Origin of the sequence: Yoonia sp. 67-2 (genome assembly GCF_035117555.1) — a bacterium.
GTDB lineage: Bacteria > Pseudomonadota > Alphaproteobacteria > Rhodobacterales > Rhodobacteraceae > Yoonia.
This window is the reverse complement of the sequence record NZ_JAYKPK010000003.1, coordinates 121892-144014: the sequence shown is the minus strand read 5'-3', so window position 1 is coordinate 144014 and position 22123 is coordinate 121892. Positions and strand designations below refer to the sequence as shown.

22 protein-coding genes are annotated in these 22123 nt (G+C 60.7%); 14 read left to right on the top strand and 8 right to left on the bottom strand.

The genetic code is table 11. The features are described 5' to 3' along the window. Positions 1–19 precede the first annotated feature (19 nt). The 7 genes from VOY09_RS06140 to VOY09_RS06110 all read right to left on the bottom strand — a co-directional run bounded on the left by VOY09_RS06140 (position 20) and on the right by VOY09_RS06110 (position 7995). Positions 20–808 carry a xanthine dehydrogenase family protein subunit M gene (locus tag VOY09_RS06140; RefSeq protein ID WP_322893520.1) on the bottom strand — a complete coding sequence of 263 codons (789 nt, stop codon included), beginning with the start codon at positions 806–808 and terminating at the stop codon, positions 20–22. Positions 809–820: 12 nt separating this feature from the next. Continuing rightward, a complete protein-coding gene (locus VOY09_RS06135; protein ID WP_322893519.1) occupies positions 821–3190 on the bottom strand; it encodes a xanthine dehydrogenase family protein molybdopterin-binding subunit in 2370 nt (789 codons plus the stop codon). Positions 3191–3250: 60 nt separating this feature from the next. Further along, positions 3251–3736, bottom strand: a complete 486-nt coding sequence (locus VOY09_RS06130) for a (2Fe-2S)-binding protein (protein WP_322893518.1) — start codon at positions 3734–3736, stop codon at positions 3251–3253. Between the two features lie 97 nt (positions 3737–3833). After that, positions 3834–4814, bottom strand: a complete 981-nt coding sequence (locus tag VOY09_RS06125; RefSeq protein ID WP_322893517.1) for a molybdopterin-binding protein — start codon at positions 4812–4814, stop codon at positions 3834–3836. Further along, a complete protein-coding gene (locus VOY09_RS06120) occupies positions 4811–5776 on the bottom strand; it encodes an XdhC family protein (RefSeq protein WP_322893516.1) in 966 nt (321 codons plus the stop codon). Before VOY09_RS06120 ends, VOY09_RS06125 begins: the two co-directional genes overlap by 4 nt. 12 nt (positions 5777–5788) lie before the next feature. Further along, positions 5789–7045, bottom strand: coding sequence for a VWA domain-containing protein (locus VOY09_RS06115; protein WP_322893515.1), 1257 nt, complete (start codon positions 7043–7045; stop codon positions 5789–5791). Positions 7046–7089: 44 nt separating this feature from the next. Then, complete coding sequence (locus tag VOY09_RS06110; RefSeq protein WP_322893514.1) at positions 7090–7995, bottom strand: MoxR family ATPase; 906 nt, start codon at positions 7993–7995, stop codon at positions 7090–7092. A gap of 105 nt (positions 7996–8100) precedes the next feature. Between VOY09_RS06110 and VOY09_RS06105 the strand changes: the two genes are divergently transcribed. Next, positions 8101–9324, top strand: a complete 1224-nt coding sequence (locus tag VOY09_RS06105) for an acyl-CoA dehydrogenase (protein ID WP_322893513.1) — start codon at positions 8101–8103, stop codon at positions 9322–9324. On the opposite strand, the gene VOY09_RS06100 is transcribed toward VOY09_RS06105, so the two are convergent. Beyond that, positions 9321–9587, bottom strand: a complete 267-nt coding sequence (locus tag VOY09_RS06100) for a hypothetical protein (RefSeq protein ID WP_322893512.1) — start codon at positions 9585–9587, stop codon at positions 9321–9323. The two genes, VOY09_RS06105 and VOY09_RS06100, sit on opposite strands and share 4 nt — an antisense overlap. 80 nt (positions 9588–9667) lie before the next feature. Between VOY09_RS06100 and pyrC the strand changes: the two genes are divergently transcribed. The 13 genes from pyrC to VOY09_RS06035 all read left to right on the top strand — a co-directional run bounded on the left by pyrC (position 9668) and on the right by VOY09_RS06035 (position 22122). After that, complete coding sequence (gene pyrC, locus VOY09_RS06095) at positions 9668–10720, top strand: dihydroorotase (protein ID WP_322893511.1); 1053 nt, start codon at positions 9668–9670, stop codon at positions 10718–10720. Positions 10721–10775: 55 nt separating this feature from the next. Further along, positions 10776–11447 carry an orotate phosphoribosyltransferase gene (locus VOY09_RS06090; RefSeq protein WP_322893510.1) on the top strand — a complete coding sequence of 224 codons (672 nt, stop codon included), beginning with the start codon at positions 10776–10778 and terminating at the stop codon, positions 11445–11447. A 209-nt stretch (positions 11448–11656) separates the two neighbouring features. Then, complete coding sequence (locus VOY09_RS06085; protein WP_322893509.1) at positions 11657–13150, top strand: replicative DNA helicase; 1494 nt, start codon at positions 11657–11659, stop codon at positions 13148–13150. 75 nt (positions 13151–13225) lie between these two features. Next, a complete protein-coding gene (alr, locus tag VOY09_RS06080; protein ID WP_322893508.1) occupies positions 13226–14263 on the top strand; it encodes an alanine racemase in 1038 nt (345 codons plus the stop codon). Further along, on the top strand, positions 14263–14706 hold the full coding sequence (locus VOY09_RS06075) for a paraquat-inducible protein A (RefSeq protein ID WP_322893507.1): 444 nt from the start codon (positions 14263–14265) through the stop codon (positions 14704–14706). The genes alr and VOY09_RS06075 overlap by 1 nt, the downstream gene beginning before the upstream one ends. Before the next feature lie 2 nt (positions 14707–14708). Continuing rightward, the gene (gene radA, locus VOY09_RS06070; RefSeq protein WP_322893506.1) at positions 14709–16073 is read left to right on the top strand and encodes a DNA repair protein RadA; all 1365 of its coding nucleotides are present in this window, start codon (positions 14709–14711) and stop codon (positions 16071–16073) included. A gap of 25 nt (positions 16074–16098) precedes the next feature. Next, positions 16099–16677, top strand: coding sequence for a CvpA family protein (locus VOY09_RS06065; protein ID WP_322893505.1), 579 nt, complete (start codon positions 16099–16101; stop codon positions 16675–16677). Between the two features lie 104 nt (positions 16678–16781). Further along, a complete protein-coding gene (gene purF, locus VOY09_RS06060; protein WP_322893504.1) occupies positions 16782–18251 on the top strand; it encodes an amidophosphoribosyltransferase in 1470 nt (489 codons plus the stop codon). 204 nt (positions 18252–18455) lie between these two features. Then, positions 18456–18632, top strand: coding sequence for a hypothetical protein (locus VOY09_RS06055; protein WP_322893503.1), 177 nt, complete (start codon positions 18456–18458; stop codon positions 18630–18632). 41 nt (positions 18633–18673) lie between these two features. Continuing rightward, positions 18674–19318, top strand: coding sequence for an SDR family NAD(P)-dependent oxidoreductase (locus tag VOY09_RS06050; RefSeq protein ID WP_322893502.1), 645 nt, complete (start codon positions 18674–18676; stop codon positions 19316–19318). Between the two features lie 118 nt (positions 19319–19436). Then, positions 19437–20222 (top strand): 5'/3'-nucleotidase SurE, encoded by a 786-nt coding sequence (gene surE / locus VOY09_RS06045; RefSeq protein ID WP_322893501.1) that lies wholly within the window; start codon positions 19437–19439, stop codon positions 20220–20222. Beyond that, positions 20219–20860, top strand: a complete 642-nt coding sequence (locus VOY09_RS06040) for a protein-L-isoaspartate(D-aspartate) O-methyltransferase (protein ID WP_322893500.1) — start codon at positions 20219–20221, stop codon at positions 20858–20860. The genes surE and VOY09_RS06040 overlap by 4 nt, the downstream gene beginning before the upstream one ends. A 62-nt stretch (positions 20861–20922) precedes the next feature. Beyond that, complete coding sequence (locus VOY09_RS06035; protein ID WP_322893499.1) at positions 20923–22122, top strand: LysM peptidoglycan-binding domain-containing M23 family metallopeptidase; 1200 nt, start codon at positions 20923–20925, stop codon at positions 22120–22122. Position 22123 lies beyond the last annotated feature (1 nt).

The window sequence follows — 22123 nt, the reverse complement described above, 5'->3', positions numbered from 1 at the left end:
CGGAAACGCGCCGATCAAGTCAGGCCGCAGCGACCGCACGCCCGGTCATGACCTTGACCAGATGCGCGCGATATTCAGGAGACCCGTGCAGATCGCCGATCATATTATCTGCAGCGACACTGAGGCCGTCGAGCGCCTTGGCCGAGAAATCCGCGCCCAGCGCGGTTTCAGCCTCATGCCAGCGGAACACGCCTTCTTCCGATGCGCCGGTCACGGCGACCCGCACATGATCCGCATATTGCGCGACGAAGACGCCAACCAGCGCGAAACGCGATGCAGGCTGCACGAACTTCATGTAATGCGATTTCTGCGGGATGGGAAAGCGGACCTCGGTGATGATTTCGCCCTCGTCCAGTGCGGTGGTGAACATGCCTTGGAAATATTCATCCGCCGCGATCTGGCGTTTGTCGGTGATGATCACAGCACCCGTGCCAAGCACCGCTGCCGGATAGCAGGCAGCGGGGTCGTTGTTGGCCAGCGATCCGCCCAAAGTGCCACGGTTGCGCACGGCAGGGTCGCCGATATGGCTCGCCAGTTGCGCCAGCCCCGGGAAATGCGCCGCCGCTTCGCGGGCCACGGTCGCATGCGTGGTCCCCGCCCCGATGCAAAGCGCGCCATCGTCGGACAGGCACACGCCCTGCATCTCAGAAATGCCGGTCAGGCTGATCAGCACCTCTGGCGCGGCAAGCCGTGCCTTCAGCGTCGGGATCAGCGTCTGCCCGCCGCCCAAGGCCTGCGCGCCTTCCGATTGCAGGGCAGCGACCGCATCTTTGATGCTGCTGGGCCGTTCAATGTCAAAAGCATACATTCTGCTTCTCCTTCACGCGTTGGACATGGCTTCCCAGACGCGCAGCGGCGTCAGGGGCATGTCGATATGGGTGACGTTCTTGCCTGCCGACTGCAAAGCATCGACCACGGCATTGACGATTGTGGGCGGTGATCCGATCGCCCCCGCCTCACCACAGCCTTTCACGCCCAGCGGGTTATGCGTGCAGGGCGTGCCATTGGCGTGATCGACGGTGTAGAATGGCAGATCATCGGCGCGGGGCATGGTGTAATCCATATAGCTGGCGGACAGCAATTGCCCCTCATCATCGTAACGCGCGCCTTCCAGCAGCGCTTGCCCGATGCCTTGACCCAAGCCGCCATGCACCTGCCCCGTCACGATCATCGGGTTCATGATATTGCCGAAATCATCCACTGCGATGAAACGGTCCACCCGGACCTTGCCGGTGTCGGGGTCCACCTCGACCTCACAGGCATAGGCGCCCGATGGATAGGTGAAATTGGCGGGATCGTAGAACGCTGTTTCCTCCAGCCCCGGTTCGATATCCTCAATGGGGAAATTATGGGGGATATAGGCTTTCAACGCGACCTCGCCAAAGCTGACGGATTTGTCGGTGCCTTTGATGGTGAACTGGCCATCCTTGAAATCCACGTCATCGGCAGAGGCTTCCAGCATATGGGCCGCGATCTTCTTGGCCTTGGCGATGATCTTTTCCGTTGCCCGCACCATGGCTGACCCGCAGACGGCAAGGCTGCGCGATCCATAGGTGCCCATCCCAAACGGGATTTTAGACGTATCGCCATGCACGATCTCAACACTTGCAGGATCAATCCCCAGCATTTCGCCGACGATCTGGGGGAACACAGTCTCATGCCCCTGCCCGTGGCTATGCGCACCGACCATGACCGACAGATTGCCGGTGGCATTCACCCGCACGGTGGCGGCGTCATACAGGCCAACACGGCTGCCCAGCACACCGACAAGGTTCGACGGCGCGATCCCGCAAGCCTCGATATAGGCGTTCAGGCCGAGACCGCGGAGCATCCCCCTGGCCTCGCTTTCCTTGCGCCGCTGCGCGAAACCTTCGCGGTCGATGTGGCCTTCCAGCCTATCCATCAGCGCATCATAATTGCCGGAATCGTATTCAAGACCGGCGGCGCTGGTGAACGGATATTGATCCGGCTTGACGAAATTCTTGCGCCGGATCGCAATCGGGTCGATCCCGAGTTCGCGCGCAGCCTTGTCGATGACGCGTTCGATGGAATAGGTCGCCTCTGGCCGCCCGGCCCCGCGATAGGCATCGACGGGGGCGGTATTGGTGAACACGGCTTTGACGTTCACATAGACATTGGGGACGGTGTAATTCCCCGCCATCAGCGTGCCATGCAGAAAGGTCGGCGTCGCGGTCGAGAAATTCGAAAGATAAGCGCCCACATTGGCCATGGTTTCGGTGCGGAAGGCGATAAAGGTGCCGTCCTTTTCGCAGGCGAGTTCGATTTTCGTCACATGGTCGCGGCCATGGGCGTCGGTCAGGAAAGCCTCTGTCCGGTCAGCGGTCCATTTCACCGGGCGGCCGATCTTGCGCGCGGCGGCGAGGACCAAGGCCTCTTCACCATAGTGATAGATTTTCGACCCGAACCCGCCACCCACGTCAGGCGCGATCACGGTCAGTTTGTTTTCGGGGATTCCCATGACAAAGGCCGAAATCAGCAGGCGCGTCAGATGCGGGTTCTGCGATGTGGTTTGCAGGACGTAGCTGTCGTTGCCCGCGTCGTAATTCCCGATAGAACAGCGCGGTTCCATCGCATTGGGCACCAGCCGGTTATTCACCAGTTCCAAGGTCGTCACATGCGGCGCCGCCTTGATCGCGGCATCGGTGGCGGCGCGGTTATCCTCGATCCAGCCCCAGTCGAAACATTGGTTGGTTGCGATCTCGTCATGCACATAGGTGGCACCGGCAAGGGCGGCAGCCATATCGACGATGGCGGGCAGTTCCTCGATATCCGCCACGATGGCTTCGGCGGCATTGCGGGCCTGCAATTCGGTTTCGGCGATCACGGCGGCATAGGCGTCACCGACATGGCGGACCTTGCCATGCGCCAGCACCGGGCGTTTGGGTTCCTTCATCGGCGTGCCATCGCGGCTGTTGATCAGCCAGCCCGCAGGGTTGCCGCCCACATCGGCGAAATCCGCGCCGGTGAAAATGGCCAGCACGCCGGGCATGTTTTCCGCCTCTGACGTATCGATGGATTTGATGATCCCATGTGCCACGGTGGACCGGCAGAACACCGCTGTGGTCGCACCGTAATGTTTGATATCATCGGTGTAGTGACCCGCACCCGTCAGAAAGCGGATGTCTTCGCGCCGCTTGTCGCTGGCGCCTATTCCATGATCTTTTGGCATTGCAATTCCTCCCCGATGGGACGGCGGCACAAAGCCCGCGTCCCGGTTTCTCCCTGATCTTTATTCAGCAGCGATGGCGGCAACGTCCTGACCGGAGGCCGCCATGATCGCTTTGACAATGTTGTGATATCCGGTGCAGCGGCAGATATTCCCCTCCAGGTAACTGCGCACCTCAGCCTCGGACGGTTTGGGATTCTCTTTCAGCAGGGCGGCGGCGGTCATCACCATGCCCGGCGTGCAGAACCCGCATTGCAGACCGTGGTGATCCTGAAACGCCTGTTGGATGACATTCAGCGATCCGTCAGCATTGGCCTGCCCTTCGATGGTGGCGACCTCGGCTCCGTCCACCTCTACAGCGAAGATCGCGCAGGATTTCACTGACTGGCCATTCACATGCACCACACAGGCGCCGCATTGCGATGTGTCGCAGCCGACATGGGTGCCGGTCAGGCGCAGATCATTGCGCAGAAAGTCGACCAAAAGGGTGCGGCCCTCCACCTCTTTCGACACGGATTTGCCGTTCACCTTCATCGTGACAGATGCCATTTGTTCCTCCCGAACTCACCATCTCATTTGTGTTCTGGGATGAGTTAAGCACGGCGCGGATGATCTGAGAACAGGGAAACTCCGCTGCACTGCCGCATCACCGCGTGCCGCGTCGCGGCTGCGGGCGGTCGGGGATTTCTTTCAGCAGGCCACCGACGCCCATCGCCGCAAAATCCTGCGGGCTTGGTGGGCGACCGCAGATCACACGTTCCAGCACCCAATCCGCCCCGTTGAGAGCGGGTGAACGCGCGCAGCCCGGCAGGCCGATGACCGGCCTGCCGCGCAGATCGCCGAGAAACAGCAGATTACCGGGATCGACGGGCATGCCAAATTGGGTCACCGTGCCGCCAGCAGCACGCAGGCCAGCGGGGCCGATATCGTCGATATCCGATGTGGCAGAGGCGGTGAGGATAAAGATGATCTCTGCATCTGATCCGTTAATAGCGTTAGATAGTGCATTGATTTCATGTGATACGATGATCTCGTCATCCAGCGACACATCAAACCGCGCCAGCCGCTTGCCCAGCGCCGCGCGCCCCTTGTCACCTGGGTCCTGACCCAGGCTGGTTTCGATCAGCGTGGCGCGCCGATAGAGCGGTGGCAGAACCTTGATCGCTTGACCCAGCCCAACCGCGTGATCTACATCCGCACCCGGCACGGCATAGGAGATGATCTTGATCGTCGCCACCATATTGCCCGCAGCGACCCGGTGATATTGCGGCAGGGTCGCCAAGGTGATCATCGGATTGATCGCGTTGAAGCGATGGATTGCCCCGATATCCAGATCCACGATCCCCGCTGTCTGTGCAAACAGGTTGACGCGACCTGTCGCCGCAGTGCTGCAGGTGACCTCATTTCCGGCCAAGGCGAGGGCAAGTTTTGCGGCCGCCGCATCTTCGTCCAGATCATCGGGGGCGAGGCGGGCGACGATGACCTGCGCAATGCCCGCCGTTTGCAGAGCGATAAGGTCAGCATTCTGCAAAAGCTTGCCCTTGGGCAAGCGGCGGCTCCCGGCCTGCATCGCATGGGCAAGGATTGTGCCCTCCGCCTCGGCCACAGGGACGGGTCCGAATTTCATCTGGCCTGCCGCAGGGTTTGGGTGATCTGCGCCATGATGCTGACCGCGATTTCGGCAGGCTGTCTGCCACCGATATCCAGCCCGACCGGCGCATGGATGCGGGCTATTTCGGTCTCGGTGAACCCCGCATCCTGCAACCGTGCCACGCGCTTGGCATGGGTGCGGGTTGATCCCAGACAACCCAGATAGAAGACATCAGACCGCAAGGCTGTCATGATCGCGGGGTCATCCAGTTTCGGGTCATGCGTCAGCGTCACGATGGCAGTGCGCGCATCGGGTTTGAGGGTGGCGAGCGCCTCATCCGGCCAATCCTCGATGATCGTTTCACCGGGGAAGCGGGCGGCAGAGCCAAAGGCCCCGCGCGGGTCGATCAGAATGGGCGCATAGCCGCAGGCGCGCGCCATCTGAACCAATGGCTGCGCGATATGCACGGCACCGACGATGATCATCCGCAGGGGCGGGTTCTGGATCGTGATGAAGGACCCGTCATCCTCCATCCCGGAGCGGTCGAGGCGGAAACGGTTGGGGGCGTCTGCGGGGGTGATGATCCGGCTGGTGCCTGTGGTCAGGTCAGTGGCAAGACCGATGGGTTGGGCTTTGGCGCGCGCATCGGCCAAGGCTTGCAAGGTTTCCTGCGTCATGCCGTCGCCCACAGGCTGAACCAGCACCTTGATCTGGCCACCACAGGCCAGACCCACGGCGAAGGCTTCATCATCGCTGACGCCGAAGTCGAGGATTTCGGATTTACCCGCCGCGATGGCGTCAATCGCGGCCGTCACAACCGCGCCTTCGACACAGCCGCCCGAGACGGAGCCTTCCATCGCGCCCTCTATGTCGATCACCAATTGGCTGCCGACCGGGCGCGGGGCGGAGCCCCAGGTCTCGATCACAGTGGCAAGGGCCACTTTGCGCCCCGCTTGTCCCCATTGCAGGGCCAGAAGTGCCGGATTGTCATTTGTCATCGTGATCCCCTGTCATCGCAACGCCGCCAGCATCCGCCGTTTTTCGCCACCATCCTCGGGCCGTGTCAAAGCCTGCGCCAGATCGGCCAAGGATGCCACATTATGCGCGGCGCGGAAACTGGTGCAATGCGGCAGCATCTGCGCGATCCCGCGCGCCAGCGGCGCGAAACCGTCCCAGCGCAAAAGCGGGTTCAGCCAGATGACTTGCGCGAAGGTGAGGTTCAGCCGTTCCATTTCCTGCCCCAGATCATGGGTCGTGTCGCGGTCCAGCCCATCGGTGATCAGCAGGACTACCGCGCCCTGCCCCGCGACCCTGCGCGCCCAGTCGCGGTTGAAATCATGCAGACAGGTGGCGATTCTGGTGCCACCTTCCCAATCCTGCGCCTGCGCACCGGCTGCGGACAAGGCGGCATCGACATCGCGCCTGCGCATATGCCGGGTGATATTGGTCAGGGATGTGCCAAAGGTGAAGGCATGGACCTGCGCCCAGCCCTGCCCCTCCCGGTTGGCGACGGCGTGGACGAAATGCAGCACGGCGCGGGAATAGGCGGACATCGAGCCGGAGATATCGCAGAGCACGACGAGGTTGGGATAGCGTGTGCGTCTGCGCGCCGTGGCGAGTTTCGTGATCTCGCCGCCCTGCCGCGCGGCGCGGCGCATGGTCTGGCGCCAATCGGCCAACGGACCCGGCAGGGATTGTCTGCGCCTTGTCATGATCGGTGGCACCGGCAGGCGCAATTGTGCGAGCATTTTTGTGGCGGCGGCCATCTCTGCCGTGCTCATCTGTTCGAAATCGAGCTGGCGCAGACGTTCTTCGGCGGATGCGGTATGGCTGGCATCAATGTCGATCTCAATCTCGTCTGCGCGGTCAGGCGTGTCAGGGCGGTCAGGCTCCTTACCGTCCAACAAAGCCTCTGCCGCGCGTTTTTCCGCGGCTTGTGCTGCGCGGTCCTCCTGCACGCCGCGCACCATGGGTGTGAGCAGCGACATCATATGATCAAGATATTGCGGATCGCGCCAGTAGAGCCGGAAAAGCTGCGCAAAGACGGCGCTGTCCTCGGGTTTGCTGACAAAACAGGCGTGCAGAGTCCAGTAGAAATCAGCCTTTTGTGTGAAACCCACAGCCTGCACCGCGTTGATCGCGTCAATCACCCGGCCGGAGCCAAGTTTCAGACCTGCCTTGCGCAGCGCACGGGCGAAATGGGTGATGTTGCCGGCCAATTTGGGGTCATCCGGTAACAGCAGCGGCGCATAAGCTGGGGATTTCACATCCCCAGACCCCTGTGGGATATTTTTACTCGGAAGATGAGAGGTCATGTGGGCGGTAGGCTGGCGCGGGCTTCATCAAACAGGCGCGCAGCGGCGTGGTTCTGCAGTTTCTGGATGTCGTCTTGATATTTCAGGATCGCGCCCAAAGTGTCGCTGATCACGGCTGGCGAGAGATTGACAACGTCGAGTGCCAGCAGGCATTTCGCCCAGTCGATGGTTTCGGCGACACCGGGTTTTTTATAGAGGTCTTCCTGCCGCAGGCGTTGGACAAAAGCCACGACCTCTGCCGAGAGCGCGGCGCTGGCCTCGGGCGCGCGGGCTTGCAGGATCTCAATTTCGCGGGCGTAATCGGGGTAATCGACCCAGTGATAAAGGCAGCGGCGTTTGAGCGCGTCATGCACCTCGCGCGTGCGATTGGAGGTCAGGATGACGATGGGCGGCTCCGCGGCCGTGATCGTGCCGAGTTCGGGGATCGTGACCTGAAAATCGGAGAGGGCTTCAAGCAGGAAAGCCTCGAACGGGGCATCGGCGCGATCCAACTCGTCGATCAGCAGGATCGGCGCGCCGCCCTGTTGCGGGCGCATGGCTTGCAAAAGCGGGCGTTCGATCAGGTAATCTTCGCTGAAAAGTTCGGATTTGAGGGTCGCAGTAGCGGCATTGCCTGTGGCCTCTGCGCTGCGGATCGCGATCATCTGGGCGGCAAAGTTCCATTCATAAACGGCGGATGACGCATCGAGCCCCTCATAGCATTGCAGCCGGATCAGGCGGCGGCCCAATGCGCTGGCCAAGGCCTTGGCGATTTCGGTCTTGCCGGTGCCGGCCTCACCTTCCAGAAAGAGCGGCCTGCCAAGGCGCAAAGCCAGAAAGACGACCGTGGCCAAAGGTCTGCCGCAGATATAGCCTTGCTCGCCCAATCCTGCCTGCACCGCATCGATATCTGTGAATGTCATCTGATCCCCCCGCCCTATAGCTGCATCGCTGGCGGCTTGCGTCAAGCCGTCCATTGCCCCGCTGCGCGCAGCAGCCTAAGGTTTGCCCCAGTGAGGAGAATTGCCATGAATCATTCCGCCCCTATCACCGCTGCCGGTTTCGGCCCGGATCTTGGTCCTTTCGATTGGGCCGATCCGCTGCGTCTGGAAGACCAGTTGACCGAAGATGAACGGATGCTGCGCGATGCCGCGCGTCAGTTTGCACAGGAAAAATTGCAGCCGGGTGTCACCGCCGCCTATCGCGATGCCTTGGTCGCGCCGGAGATTTTCACGCTGATGGGTGAAGCTGGCCTGCTTGGCATCACCATCCCCGAAGAATTCGGCGGGCTGGATGCCGGTTATGTCACTTACGGGCTGGTCGCGCGCGAGATTGAGCGGGTCGATAGTGGCTATCGGTCAATGATGTCGGTGCAATCCTCGCTCGTGATGTATCCGATCCATGCTTATGGCTCCGACGCGCAGCGCGCGAAATATTTGCCGGGGCTGGCAGCGGGGACGCTGATTGGGTGTTTCGGGCTGACCGAACCCGACGCTGGGTCTGATCCGGCGGGGATGAAGACGACGGCGAAAAAAACCGCAGGTGGCTATGTGCTGAACGGGTCCAAGATGTGGATCAGCAATGCGCCGATTGCCGATGTCTTCGTGGTCTGGGCCAAGTCAGAAGCACATGGCGGCAAGATCCGCGGGTTCGTGCTGGACAAAGGCATGAAGGGGCTGAGCGCGCCAAAGGTCGGTGGGAAGCTGAGCCTGCGTGCCTCTGTCACCGGCGAGATCGTCATGGAGAATGTCGAGGTTGGGGAAGAGGCTTTGTTACCGGGTGTCGAGGGGCTGAAAGGCCCGTTTGGCTGTCTGAACCGGGCGCGTTACGGCATTGCCTGGGGTGTGATGGGCGCGGCTGAAGCCTGCTGGCATGCGGCGCGGCAATATGGTCTGGACCGCAAGCAGTTTGGCAAGCCTTTGGCGCAGACCCAGTTATTCCAGAAGAAACTGGCGGATATGCAGACCGAGATTGCACTCGGCACCCAAGCCGCGTTGCAATTGGGACGGCTGATGGAGGCCGGGCGCGCAGCACCCGAGATGATCAGCCTGATGAAGCGCAATAATTGCGGCAAGGCGCTCGATATCGCCCGCGCGTCCCGCGATATGCATGGCGGCAACGGGATTTCCGAAGATTTCCAGATCATGCGCCATATGGTCAATCTGGAAACCGTGAACACCTATGAAGGCACGCATGATGTCCACGCCCTGATCCTGGGGCGGGCGCAGACCGGGTTGCAGGCGTTTTTCTAAGCGCGCGCCCTGATCGCGGCGATAATGCGCGGGCCGAAATAGCCAAGGCTCGCGCCCAAGGCGACCCAGAACGGATTGTCGCTGTCCAGCAGTTCAGCGGCAATCCCTGCGCCGATCACAGCAACCATGAAGGCCAGCAGGCGGGTTTCGCCGGGGGCCAAAGTGATATGCGGCGCGAGCGCCTTGGTCAGCTTTGCGCCAACAGCACTTTCGATTTGCGGTGTGAAATAGCCAGCGACGGCGGCGATCAGGAAACCAAGCATCTTTGCATCTTTCTGTGCGGAGTGATCTGCAGTGATAGATGGGTATGGTCACGGCAAGTGCAATTGTGTAAATGCGTGTCATGCCTGAAAAAGACCTCACCAGCCTGACGATCCGCCGCCCCGATGATTGGCATCTGCATCTGCGCGATGGCGCGATGCTGCAGGCCGTGTTGCCGGAAACGGCGCGGCATTTTGGCCGGGCGATTATCATGCCCAATCTGGTGCCACCTGTTGTGACAGGCGCGCAGGCCGCCGATTACCGCGACCGGATCATGGCGGCCCTGCCCGAAGGCATGCGATTTACCCCGCTGATGACGCTGTACCTGACCGAGGCGACCGACCCCGAAGATGTGCGCGCGGCGCATGCGGCGGGGTTTGCCGTGGCGGTGAAATTATATCCAGCCGGGGCGACGACCAATTCCGCATCCGGCGTGCGCGATTTTGAAAAGGTCCGGCCGGTGCTGGATGTCATGGCCGAGATCGGCATGCCGCTGTGTGTGCATGGCGAGGTGACGGATTCGGATATTGATATCTTTGACCGGGAAGCCGTGTTCATCGACAAGATCCTCAAGCCCCTGCGCAAGAAGGTGCCGGATCTGAAAGTGGTGATGGAACATATCACCACGCAGGATGCGGTGGATTATGTCCGCGACAACCCCAAGAATCTGGCGGCGACGATCACGACGCATCACCTGATCATCAACCGCAATCATATTCTGGCGGGCGGGATCAGGCCGCATTTCTATTGCCTGCCGGTGGCCAAGCGCGAGGCGCATCGGATCGCCTTGGTGCAGGCCGCGATTTCGGGGGATAAACGGTTTTTCCTTGGCACGGATTCCGCGCCACATATCGATGCCGCCAAGCTGCAAAGCTGTGGCTGTGCGGGGATTTTCACCGCGACCAATACTATGTCCTGTCTGGCAGAGGTCTTTGCCGCAGCAGGCCAGTTGCGCAAACTTGAAGCCTTTGCCTCTTTGAACGGTCCGCAGTTTTACGGTCTGCCCCCGAATGAAGAGATGATCACCCTGACCAAGGGCGATCCTGTGCCTTACCCTGAGCGGATCGATACGCCGGACGGGCCTGTGACCCTGTTCAACCCCGGTTTTGACTTGCACTGGCGCGTCACGGGCTGACGCCCGTGGCCTCCGGCGGGGATATTTATACTCTGAAGATGTGAAAGAAGACGCGATGATCCCCTCCTCCTATCCAGAAAAATCCGAAATGGCGCGGCTGACGGCGGCGATGCTGATCGAGATCGGCGCAATTGATTTCAATGCGCGCGAGCCTTTCACCCACGCCTCGGGCAAACAGGCGCCGACCTATGTGGATTGTCGCAAGCTGATTTCCTATCCCCGCATCCGGTCGACCCTGATGGATTTTCTGACCGTCACGATCATGCGCGAAGCCGGGTTCGAAGCATTCGACAACATCGCCGGTGGTGAGACGGCGGGGATTCCTTTTGCCGCTTTGGTCGCCGAACGTCTGGCGCTGCCGATGACTTACGTGCGCAAGAAACCCAAGGGTTACGGGCGCAATGCGCGTATCGAGGGCGTGATGGCAGAAGGTCAGCGTGTATTGTTGGTTGAGGATCTGACGACTGATGGCGGTTCGAAACTGTCCTTTGTTGATGCGATCCGTGAAACCGGCGCGAGTTGTTCGGCGACCGCCGTGATCTTTTATTATGGGATTTTCGAAGGGGTCGAGAAAACCTTGATCGATCATGGGGTTCAACTGCTGCATCTGTGCACCTGGTGGGATGTGCTGGCCGAGGCCAAGGCGCGCGGCGCTTATGATCCGGAAACGCTGGCCGCCGTGGAAGATTATCTGCGTGATCCCGCTGGTTGGCGACCTTCCGCCTGATCAGGGCGGGATTTATCCACATCATTCCAAGGACGAATCGTGGCAGATTGCTGCTTGTAGCGGCTGCGTAGCGACCTGCCACAATATGTGGTAGGCTGCGCCGCGTGAGGTGTTTATCCACAGGTTTATCCTGGTTATGTCCACGGATTTATCATGATGGCTTTTGCCCCCGCGCCGCTGCTAAAGAAGCCCGATCAAAGAGGGACAAGATGAACGAGATTTCCACCTTCAACGCTAGTGGCACTGCTGCGGCCACCGTCGATCTGATGCCGCATTCCATCGAGGCTGAACAACAGCTTCTGGGTGCGATCCTGACCAATAATGATATCTTTGACCGGGTCGCCTCGATCATCGGGCCAAAGCATTTTTATGATCCTGTCCATGCGCGGATTTTTGAGACTGCCGCGACCCGCATTTCCAAGAATGCGCTGGCCAGCCCGGTGACGCTCAAGACCTTTCTGGAAGATGATGAAGGGCTCAAGGAACTGGGCGGGCCTGCCTATCTTGCCCGTCTGGCGGGGGCCGCGATTTCCGCCTTTGCCGCGCGCGATTATGCACAGATGATCTATGATCTGGCAGTGCGGCGGGAATTGATCCAGGTCGGGCGCAACATCTCTGACAAAGCCGCCAAGGTCGATGTCGACAGCGAACCGAAAGATCAGATTGTCGAGGCTGAACAGGCACTTTATGCTTTGGCCGAACAAGGCACCACGGATCAGGGGTTTCAGTCTTTCCTGCGCGCCGTCACCGATGCGGTGAATGTCGCCAATGCCGCCTATCAGCGCGAAGGTGGCATGGCAGGTGTCTCCACCGGGTTGATCGATCTCGATAAGAAACTGGGCGGTTTGCACAAATCCGACCTTCTGATCCTTGCCGGGCGTCCGTCGATGGGGAAAACCTCGCTTGCGACCAATATCGCGTTCAATATCGCCAAAGCCTATAAGAAAGGCATTCTGCCCGATGGCAGCGAAGGCGCTGTCGATGGCGGCGTTGTCGGGTTCTATTCGCTGGAGATGAGCGCCGAACAGCTTGCCGCGCGGATCCTGTCGGAAGCGGCAGAGGTGCCATCCGAACAGATCCGCCGGGGCGACATGACCGAAACCGAATTCCGCCGTTTCGTCGATGCCGCCAAATCGCTGGAAGCCTGCCCTTTGTTCATCGACGATACCCCTGCCCTGCCGATTTCGCAGCTTGCGGCCCGCGCACGGCGGTTGAAGCGGACGCATGGGCTGGACGTGCTGATGGTCGATTACCTGCAACTGGTGCGCGGCACCGGACGGTCGGAAAACCGCGTGAACGAGATTTCCGAGATTACCATGGGGCTCAAGGCGATTGCCAAGGAACTCAACATCCCGGTGATCGCCCTGTCGCAGTTATCGCGTCAGGTCGAAAGCCGCGAAGACAAGCGCCCGCAATTGTCGGATCTGCGCGAATCGGGCTCGATCGAGCAGGATGCCGATGTCGTCATGTTCGTGTTCCGCGAAGAATATTACAAAGAACGCGAAAAGCCCGGCGATCATGAGATGGACAAGATGGCCGCCTGGCAGGAAGAAATGGAACGTCTGCATGGCAAGGCTGAAGTCGTGATCGGCAAGCAGCGTCACGGGCCGATTGGCACGGTGGAGCTGAGCTTTGAAGGGCAATTCACCCGCTTCGGCAATCTGGTCAAGCCCTGGCAACAAGGCGGCGACGCGCAATATTAAGCTTTCTGCGCAAGCAATGGCCCGCGCGCTGTTCTGCGCTTGCTGCGGCCCATCACCCCTGCCAAAAGGAACGCCATGAGCACCGGACGCCTGACCATTGACCTAGATGCCATCGTCGCCAATTGGCGCGCCTTGGATGCGATGACCACCTGCCGCACGGCGGCGGTGATCAAGGCTGATGGCTATGGTCTGGGGGCGGCCAATGTCGCCAAGGCTTTGTTCAAGGCGGGCGTGCGGCAATTCTTTGTCGCCGTCGCCGAAGAGGCCGCACCGATCCGCGAAGAACTAGGGCCGCGCCCGGAAATCAACGTGTTTTCGGGGCATATGAAGGGTGACACGGAGGTCATCCGCGCCTTGAACCTCACCCCGATGCTGAATTCCGTCGATCAGCTGACCCATCATTTTGAGACTTTGCCGGGGCATGCTTTTGGTATCCAGCTGGACACTGGCATGAACCGGCTGGGCATGGAAATGCAGGAATGGGCGGCGATTGCCGGTTTCGCGCTGGATCAGAACCCGACGCTGGTGATGAGCCATCTGGCATGTGCCGATGAGCCGGATCACCCGATGAACCCGCATCAACTGGCAAATTTCCGCATGATGACAGATGGCATCGGCGTGCCACGATCCTTGGCCGCGACAGGCGGCATTCTGCTCGGGCCGCAATATCATTTTGACCTGACCCGCCCCGGGATCGGGCTTTACGGTTGTGATCCTTTCACCGATGCGACGCCGGTCGTCGCGCTGGAATTCCCGGTGATCCAGATCCGCGATGTCGCCGCGGGCGAGGTAGTGGGCTACGGCAATACCTGGCAGGCGGAACGCGATTCACGGATCGCCACGATCTCTGGCGGTTATGCGGACGGGATCACGCGGTTCTTGTCCGACAAGGCTGTGTTTTTCCATGGCGATATTCCTTGCGCCTTGGTCGGTCGGGTGTCGATGGATCTGATGACGGTCGATGTGACCGACCTGCCAGATGATCCCAAGGCACTGACCCTGATCGGTCCGCAGCAACGGGTGGATGATGTGGCGCGTCAGGCTGGCACCATCGGCTATGAATTGCTGACGCAGCTTGGCGGGCGCTATTCCCGCAGGATTTACGGCAAGTAATGCAGCGCGCGCTGTATCTGGCGAACCTGTCTTTGTTGATCCTGCTGCCTGTCGCATGGTTTGCGCCTTTGCTGCGCGCGGGGCTGTTGCCGCTGTTTGGCTTGCGGGAAATCTCGGTGTTCTCTGGCGTGCGGGCCTTATGGGGCAGTGACGTGTTTCTGGCGCTTTTGGTCTTCCTGCTGGCGATCATCATCCCCTATGTGAAAATCATCGCTTTGGCGCTGCTGCATCGGGGTGCGGTGTCGGCGCGCGCGCTGCCGCTGCTGGCATGGCTGGGCAAGCTTGGCATGGCGGATGTGTTCTTGATCGCGCTTTATGTGGTGGTGTTTCAAAGCCAAGGCATGGGCCATATCGAAACCGCCTGGGGGCTTTATCTGTTCACCGGCTGTATTCTGGCCTCGATCATGATATCGGGCCTGACCACGCGCAGCCCCGAAAGGTAGCAATGGCGAAAGATCTGTCCTTTGTCTGTTCTGAATGCGGTGCCGCCTATTCCAAATGGTCGGGCCAATGCGATGCCTGTCAGGCTTGGAACACGATCCATGAAACCAAGGCGCTGGCCAGCGGACCCAAGGGCAAAACCCTGGGCGGGATGCGGGGCCGTGCAATTCCGCTGATCGATCTGGACACGCAGGAACCCGAACCGCCGCGCACGCAGGCGGGTGTGGCGGAACTTGACCGTGTGCTGGGGGGCGGCTTGGTCAAGGCCTCTGCCCTGTTGGTGGGCGGTGATCCGGGCATCGGCAAATCCACGCTGTTGTTGCAGGCCGCGGCGCGGTTCGCGCGCAACGGGTTGAAGGTGATCTATATCTCGGGCGAGGAATCCACCGCACAGGTGCAGATGCGGGCGCGTCGGTTGGGGTTGGAGAAAAGCCCCGTCCGGCTGGCCGCTGAAACCAATCTGCGCGATATCCTGACCACGCTGGAGACGGAAAAGCCTGATCTGGCGATCATCGATTCGATCCAGACGATGTGGGCGGATAATGTCGAATCCGCGCCGGGCAGCGTGGCGCAGGTGCGCGCCTCCGCCCATGAACTGACCAGTTTCGCCAAACGCAACGGCATGTCGGTGATCATGGTGGGCCATGTCACCAAGGACGGCAGTATCGCAGGCCCCCGCGTTGTCGAACATATGGTCGATACCGTGCTTTATTTCGAAGGCGAACGCGGGCATCAGTTCCGCATCCTGCGCTCGGTCAAGAACCGCTTTGGCCCGGCTGATGAAATCGGCGTGTTCGAGATGACGGGCAAAGGGCTGGCCGAGGTGAAGAACCCCTCCGCCCTGTTCCTGTCGGAACGCGGCAAGCCAGCACCCGGATCGGTGGTTTTTGCGGGGATCGAAGGCACAAGGCCGATGCTGTGCGAAATTCAGGCGCTTGTCGCCCCGTCGCCGCATAGCCAGCCGCGCCGGTCGGTCGTGGGCTGGGATGGGGGCAGGCTTGCCATGATCCTCGCCGTGCTCGAATCGCGCTGTGCGGTGCCGTTCACCGGGCTTGATGTCTATCTGAACGTCGCGGGCGGCTTGCGGATCTCGGAACCGGCAGCGGATCTGGCGGTGGCAGCGGCATTGGTGTCAGCCCGCGAGGACGCCGCTTTACCTGCAGAAGCAGTGATTTTCGGGGAAATCAGCCTATCAGGCGCGTTACGTCCGGTGGCCCAGACCGAAAACCGATTGAAAGAGGCCGAAAAACTTGGTTTTACCTCGGCCATCACACCGCATCAGGCCAAGCAGGTCGCGGTGAAAGGAATTTCTTTGCGCCAGACCCATGATTTGGCCGCATTCGTAGAAGAAGTGTTTGGCGCGCGGTAAAGCGTCACAGGCAGGAGACAGACCAATGGACGGCTTTACACTCGTCGACGCAGGCGTCGCAATTATCGTGTTGCTTTCAGGGGTATTGGCCTACAGCCGTGGCCTTGTGCGCGAGTTGATGGCCATTTTGGGCTGGGTCGGGGCCACTGTTGTGGCCTTTATCTTTGCGCCGCAGGTTGAACCTTTGGTCCGGCAGATCCCGATCATCGGCGATTTCATCGGCGATAGCTGCGAGCTGGCGATCATCGCGGCCTTTGCGGCGGTCTTTGCTATTGCACTCATCATCGTGTCGATCTTCACGCCGCTGTTTTCCAGCGTCGTGCAAAGATCGGCCATCGGCGGCGTCGATCAGGGGTTGGGGTTCTTTTTCGGCGTCTTGCGCGGTATCCTGCTGATCGCGGTGGCCTTCTTTGTCTATGACACGATCTTTGCCGCGCAACAGGTGGCGATGGTGGATCAGAGCCGGTCCGCCAGTGTGTTTGCGCAATTGACCGGCCGGATCGAGGCGCAGAACCCAGAACAGGCGCTTGGTTGGATCACCGGCCAGTATCAGAACCTTGTCGGCAATTGTGGCGCGCCTGTCACGCAGCCCATCGCGCAGTAACTGCCGCCGCGCTAATCGGCGGAGGATCATGATCGTTTCGTGACACTCCGCCACACAGGGACTAAGGAGGGAGCCATCACCCCCTTCGGATTCGGAGTTGCCCCTTGTCCAGCAAAGACCTGCCCGCCCATCCCTATGACGACGATAAACTGCGGGAGGAATGTGGCGTCTTTGGCGTTGTCGGCGTCACCGATGCGTCAAATTTCGTAGCCCTCGGCCTGCACGCCCTACAACATCGCGGGCAAGAGGCCGGTGGCATCGTCACGCATGACTTCGACACGGGATTTAATCAGGCCCGCCGGATGGGGCTGGTGCGGGATAATTTCACCAATCAGAAAGTCATGGAAACCCTGCCCGGTTCCATCGGGATCGGCCATGTGCGCTATTCCACCGCCGGATCGAAAGGCCAGACCGCGATCCGCGATGTGCAGCCGTTCTTTGGCGAATTTTCGATGGGTGGTGCTGCGCTGGCGCATAATGGAAACATTACCAATGCTTTGTCGTTGCGCAAGGAACTGATCGAGCGCGGATCGATTTTCCAAAGCTCGTCCGACAGCGAATGTATCATACATCTGATGGCCCGGTCCATGGGCCGCACGATCCCTGACCGCATGGAAGAAGCCTTGCGTAAGGTCGAAGGCGCGTTTTCCATCGTCGCCATGACCCGCACGAAACTGATCGGTTGCCGCGATCCTTTGGGTGTGCGTCCACTGGTCCTAGGGCAATTGGGCGATGGTTGGGTTTTGTCCTCGGAAACCTGCGCGCTGGATATCATCGGTGCGGAATTCATCCGCGATATCGCACCGGGTGAAATGGTGGTGATCAGCGACAGGGGTGTGCAAAGCCACTTCCCGTTCCGCCCAGCGAAACCACGGTTCTGTATTTTCGAGCATGTCTATTTCAGTCGCCCCGATTCGATCCTTGGCGACCGATCCGTCTATGAGACCCGTGAAAATATCGGCCGGGAACTGGCGAAAGAAGCCCCTGTTGACGCCGATCTGGTCTGCCCGGTGCCTGACAGCGGCACGCCTGCGGCGATCGGCTATTCGCTGCAATCAGGGATTCCCTATGCGATGGGGATTATCCGCAACCAATATATGGGACGGACCTTCATCGAACCTTCCGAGCAAATCCGCAACATGGGTGTGCGGCTGAAACTGAACGTGAACCGCGCATTGGTGCGCGGAAAACGGATCATTCTGGTCGATGACAGCGTCGTGCGCGGCACCACCAGCCAGAAGATCAAGGATATGATCCTTGATGCTGGTGCCGCCGAGGTGCATTTCAGAATCGCCTCTCCACCGACGGCATGGCCTTGTTTTTATGGCGTCGACACACCGCAGCGCGACAAATTGCTCGCCGCGACCATGACCGAAGAAGAAATGCGGGTGCATATCGGGGTGGATAGTCTGAAATTCATCTCGCTCGACGGTCTGTACCGTGCCGTGGGCGAGGCGAATGGCCGCGACCCCAAGGCACCTGCCTATTGCGATGCATGTTTTTCAGGCGAATATCCTGTCGCCCCGTCGGATATGATCGAACAGGGCTTCCAGACCAAAACCGAAGCAGCGTAATAGCTTTAGAGACGGGCGAGTTTCGGCCCGTCTGACTGGGTATTTCTGCGACAGGCTTTCTTTTTGTGCGGTTTTCTGTCAAATCGCGGGGAACCAAACTGAAAGAGTAGCGTTGTTATGGCCGATCCTGACCCTTCCCTTGCGCAAGCGCAGGCAACCACTGCTGATGTTCTTGCTCTTGACCGTCTCACCCTGATTGGACTGATGTCCACCACTGAAGGTCCCGCCGCCCTGATCCGAGGAGCCAATGGCAAGGTTGAACGGATTGTCCCGGGCACCCGCACCTTGGGCGTCACGGTGACCGCAATCGGCGAAACCCAGGTGTTGTTGACCGGCGCTGATGGTGTCACTTTGGCCATGCAGATGCCCACGCGGGACTGATCCCTCTTGACGCGGGCGCGTGTTCGTCAGACACCGCCGCCATGACACAGATAGCATTGATAACAGGCGCATCGCGCGGTCTGGGTGCGGCTTTGGCCCGCGCTTTGGCCCCTACCCATCATATCATCGCCGTGGCCAAAACCGTGGGCGCACTTGAAGAGCTTGACGATGCTATTCAGGCAGCCGGCGGCTCAGCGACGCTTGCTCCGATGGATATCACTGTCGACGCAGCGATGCAGCAACTCTGTCGCGGTATTTTTGATCGCTGGGGCAAGCTGGATCTGTGGCTGCATACGGCGGTGCATGCTGCCCCATTGGCCCCAGCGGGCCATATCGGGCCCAAGGATCTGAGCAAATCCATGGCCATCAATGTCGAGGCGACAGCGCGGCTGATCGCCTATGTCAGCCCTTTGCTGGGCCTCGAAGGTCAGGCTGTTTTCTTTGACGATCCCCGCGCAGGCCAGCCGTTTTTCGGCGCTTATGGTGCCACGAAAACCGCCCAGATCGCATTGGCGCAATCATGGCAGGCCGAAACGGTGAAAACCGGCCCCCGCGTGCAGATTGTGACACCTGCCCCGATGCCGACAGCCACCCGTGCACGGTTCTACCCCGGCGAAGACCGCAGCAAATTGATCGACCCAACACGTGAGGCCGCCCGCCTGCTGCCCGAAATCCTTTCCCGCTGACCGCATTCCCTTGGGGCCTTTCAGCCACAAACGATAAAAGGCCAGTCCGCAGGGGGTGCTGTGGCTTGCCGCCCCGTGCAGCCTCGCCTAGGTATTGGCCAACCAAAAGGGGCGAGTTATGCGCATTCTGATCACCAATGACGACGGCATCAACGCGCCGGGACTGAAGGTCCTGACGCGAATCGCAGAAGACATCGCAGGGCCATCGGGTGAAGTCTGGACTGTCGCGCCAGCCTTTGAACAATCGGGTGTCGGGCATTGCATCAGCTATACGCATCCCACAATGATCGCGGAGCTTGGCCCCCGCCGCTTTGCCGCCGAGGGATCGCCCGCGGATTGTGTTATTGCGGGGCTCTATGATGTGATGATCGATGCCCGCCCCGATCTGGTGCTGTCCGGTGTCAACCGGGGCAATAACGCAGCGGAAAACACGCTTTATTCCGGGACTATCGGCGGCGCGATGGAGGCGGCCTTGCAAGGCTTGCCCGCCATCGCCCTGTCGCAATATTTCGGCCCCGGCAATGCCCAGCTTGATGATCCGTTCGAGGCCGCAGCGGCACATGGCGCCGATGTCGTGCGCAAATTGCTGCAAAGCCAGCTGTGGGATGATGCCGATTACCGGCTGTTCTATAACGTCAACTTTCCCCCTGTCGCCGCCGCTGATGTCAAAGGCACCACAGCCGCGCCGCAAGGCTTTCGCCGTGGCACGCATTTTTCGGCCGAAGCGCAGATGTCGCCCAGCGGACGGCGGTTTTTGTGGATGCGCGGCGGGCAGCAGGATGTCGCGACAGCACCGGGATCGGATGCGGCGGTCAATCTGGATGGCTATATCTCGGTGACGCCGATGCGCGCCAATCTGACCGACCACGCGATGCTTGATCCCTTGCAAGAGGCGCTGAAGTGACGTTTGACGCGGCGACCAAGATGCAATTCCTCTACACCTTGCGCAGCAAAGGCGTCACCGACGCCCGCGTGCTGACTGCGATGGAACAGGTCGACCGCGCCGATTTCGTGCGCGGTATCTTCGCTGAACGCGCTTATGAGGATATGCCGCTACCCATTGCCTGTGGGCAGACGATTTCCCAACCCTCTGTCGTTGGGCTGATGACGCAGGCCCTGCAGATCAGCACGCGCGACAAGGTGTTGGAGATTGGCACCGGATCCGGCTATCAGGCCGCGATCCTGAGCAAGCTTGCCCGGCGTGTCTACACCATCGACCGTTACCGGCGGCTGGTCGAGGATGCGCGTGCCGTCTTTAACAAGCAGCAGATCGCCAATATCACCACCTTCACCGCTGATGGCAGCCATGGTCTGGCCGATCAGGCTCCGTTTGACCGGATCCTGCTGACCGCCGCTGCCGAGGACCCGCCGGGGCCATTGCTGGCGCAATTGCGAGTGGGCGGGATCATGGTGCTGCCGGTTGGGCAATCGGATGCCGTGCAAAGCCTGATCCGCGTGACAAGGCTTGACACTGGCTATGAATATGACGAATTGCGGGCAGTCAGGTTCGTGCCCTTGCTTGAAGGGCTCGGGCAAGAGTAAGCTGACACCAAATACGGTATCGCCGCGGCAACAAGGGGCGACCCGGCACAAGGAGCGGTAGGATGACCCACGCGCAGAACACCATCAGGACCCTGCTGCTGACCGGCGTCGCAGCAACAGCGCTGTCTGCCTGTGCAGGGATGGATGCGGATATGCGCGACCTTGGCAACGGGTTCAGCACGGCCAGCGCCGTGCAGCAAGTGTCCGACCGCCCGCGTCCGGATGAACGTGGTGTCATCTCTTACCCAACCTATCAGGTCGTCGTCGCACAGCCAGACGATACCATCCGCAGCATTGCCGCGCGGCTGGGGCTCGATGCCAATGAGCTGGCACTTTACAACGGCGTTGAAGTCGACGCGCTGCTGCGCCGTGATGAAATTATTGCCCTGCCCGGCCGTGTCGGGGAACCGGCGGCTAGCGCAGGGGCAGGCGCGTTGCAGCCCTTTGACGTGACCGCCGTGGCAACCTCGGCCCTTGATCGGGCGGATGCCGCCGGTGGGCCAATCACAGCAACACCTTTGGCCCCAGCCTCTGGCGCGGCAGCCCCCGTAGGGGCACCGACACCGACTTCAGCGCCGGCAGGGAGCGAACCCATCCGCCATCAGGTCGGACGGGGTGAGACCGCATTTTCCATTGCGCGGCTCTATGATGTGCCAGTGACCTCGATTGCTGAATGGAACGGGTTGAACTCTGAATTTTCAATCCGCGAAGGCCAGTTCCTGCTGATCCCGCGCGGCGGCGCGACACGGCCCGCCGCTCCAGCGCCGGTGCCGGCCCCCGGTGCAGGATCACCGACGCCCACGCCCCCAAGCGCCTCGACCCCGTTGCCAGCGCCAAGCACAGCGGCGCCCGCGGCGGCTCCGGCAGCGCCGGATATCGGCACCCCTGCACCGCCGCCACCCGCCGCAAGCAGCAGCCGTCTGGCGGCCCCTGTCCAAGGCAGCATCATCCGCGCCTATGCGGCGGGCAGCAATGAAGGTGTGGATTTCGGCGTCCCGGCTGGCACAGATGTCCGAGCCGCCGATGCGGGGACCGTCGCGGCTGTGACCACTGATACGTCAGGCGGCTCCATCGTCGTGGTCCGCCATGCCGATGGGCTTTTGACTGTTTATACCCAGATGGATAATCTGACAGTGCAGAAAGATGCCAGCGTCACCCGTGGTCAGACCATCGGCAAGGTGCGCGCCGGCAACCCAAGCTTCCTGCATTTCGAAGTGCGGCGCGGGCTGCAAAGCGTCGATCCGGCGGATTACCTGCCCTAAG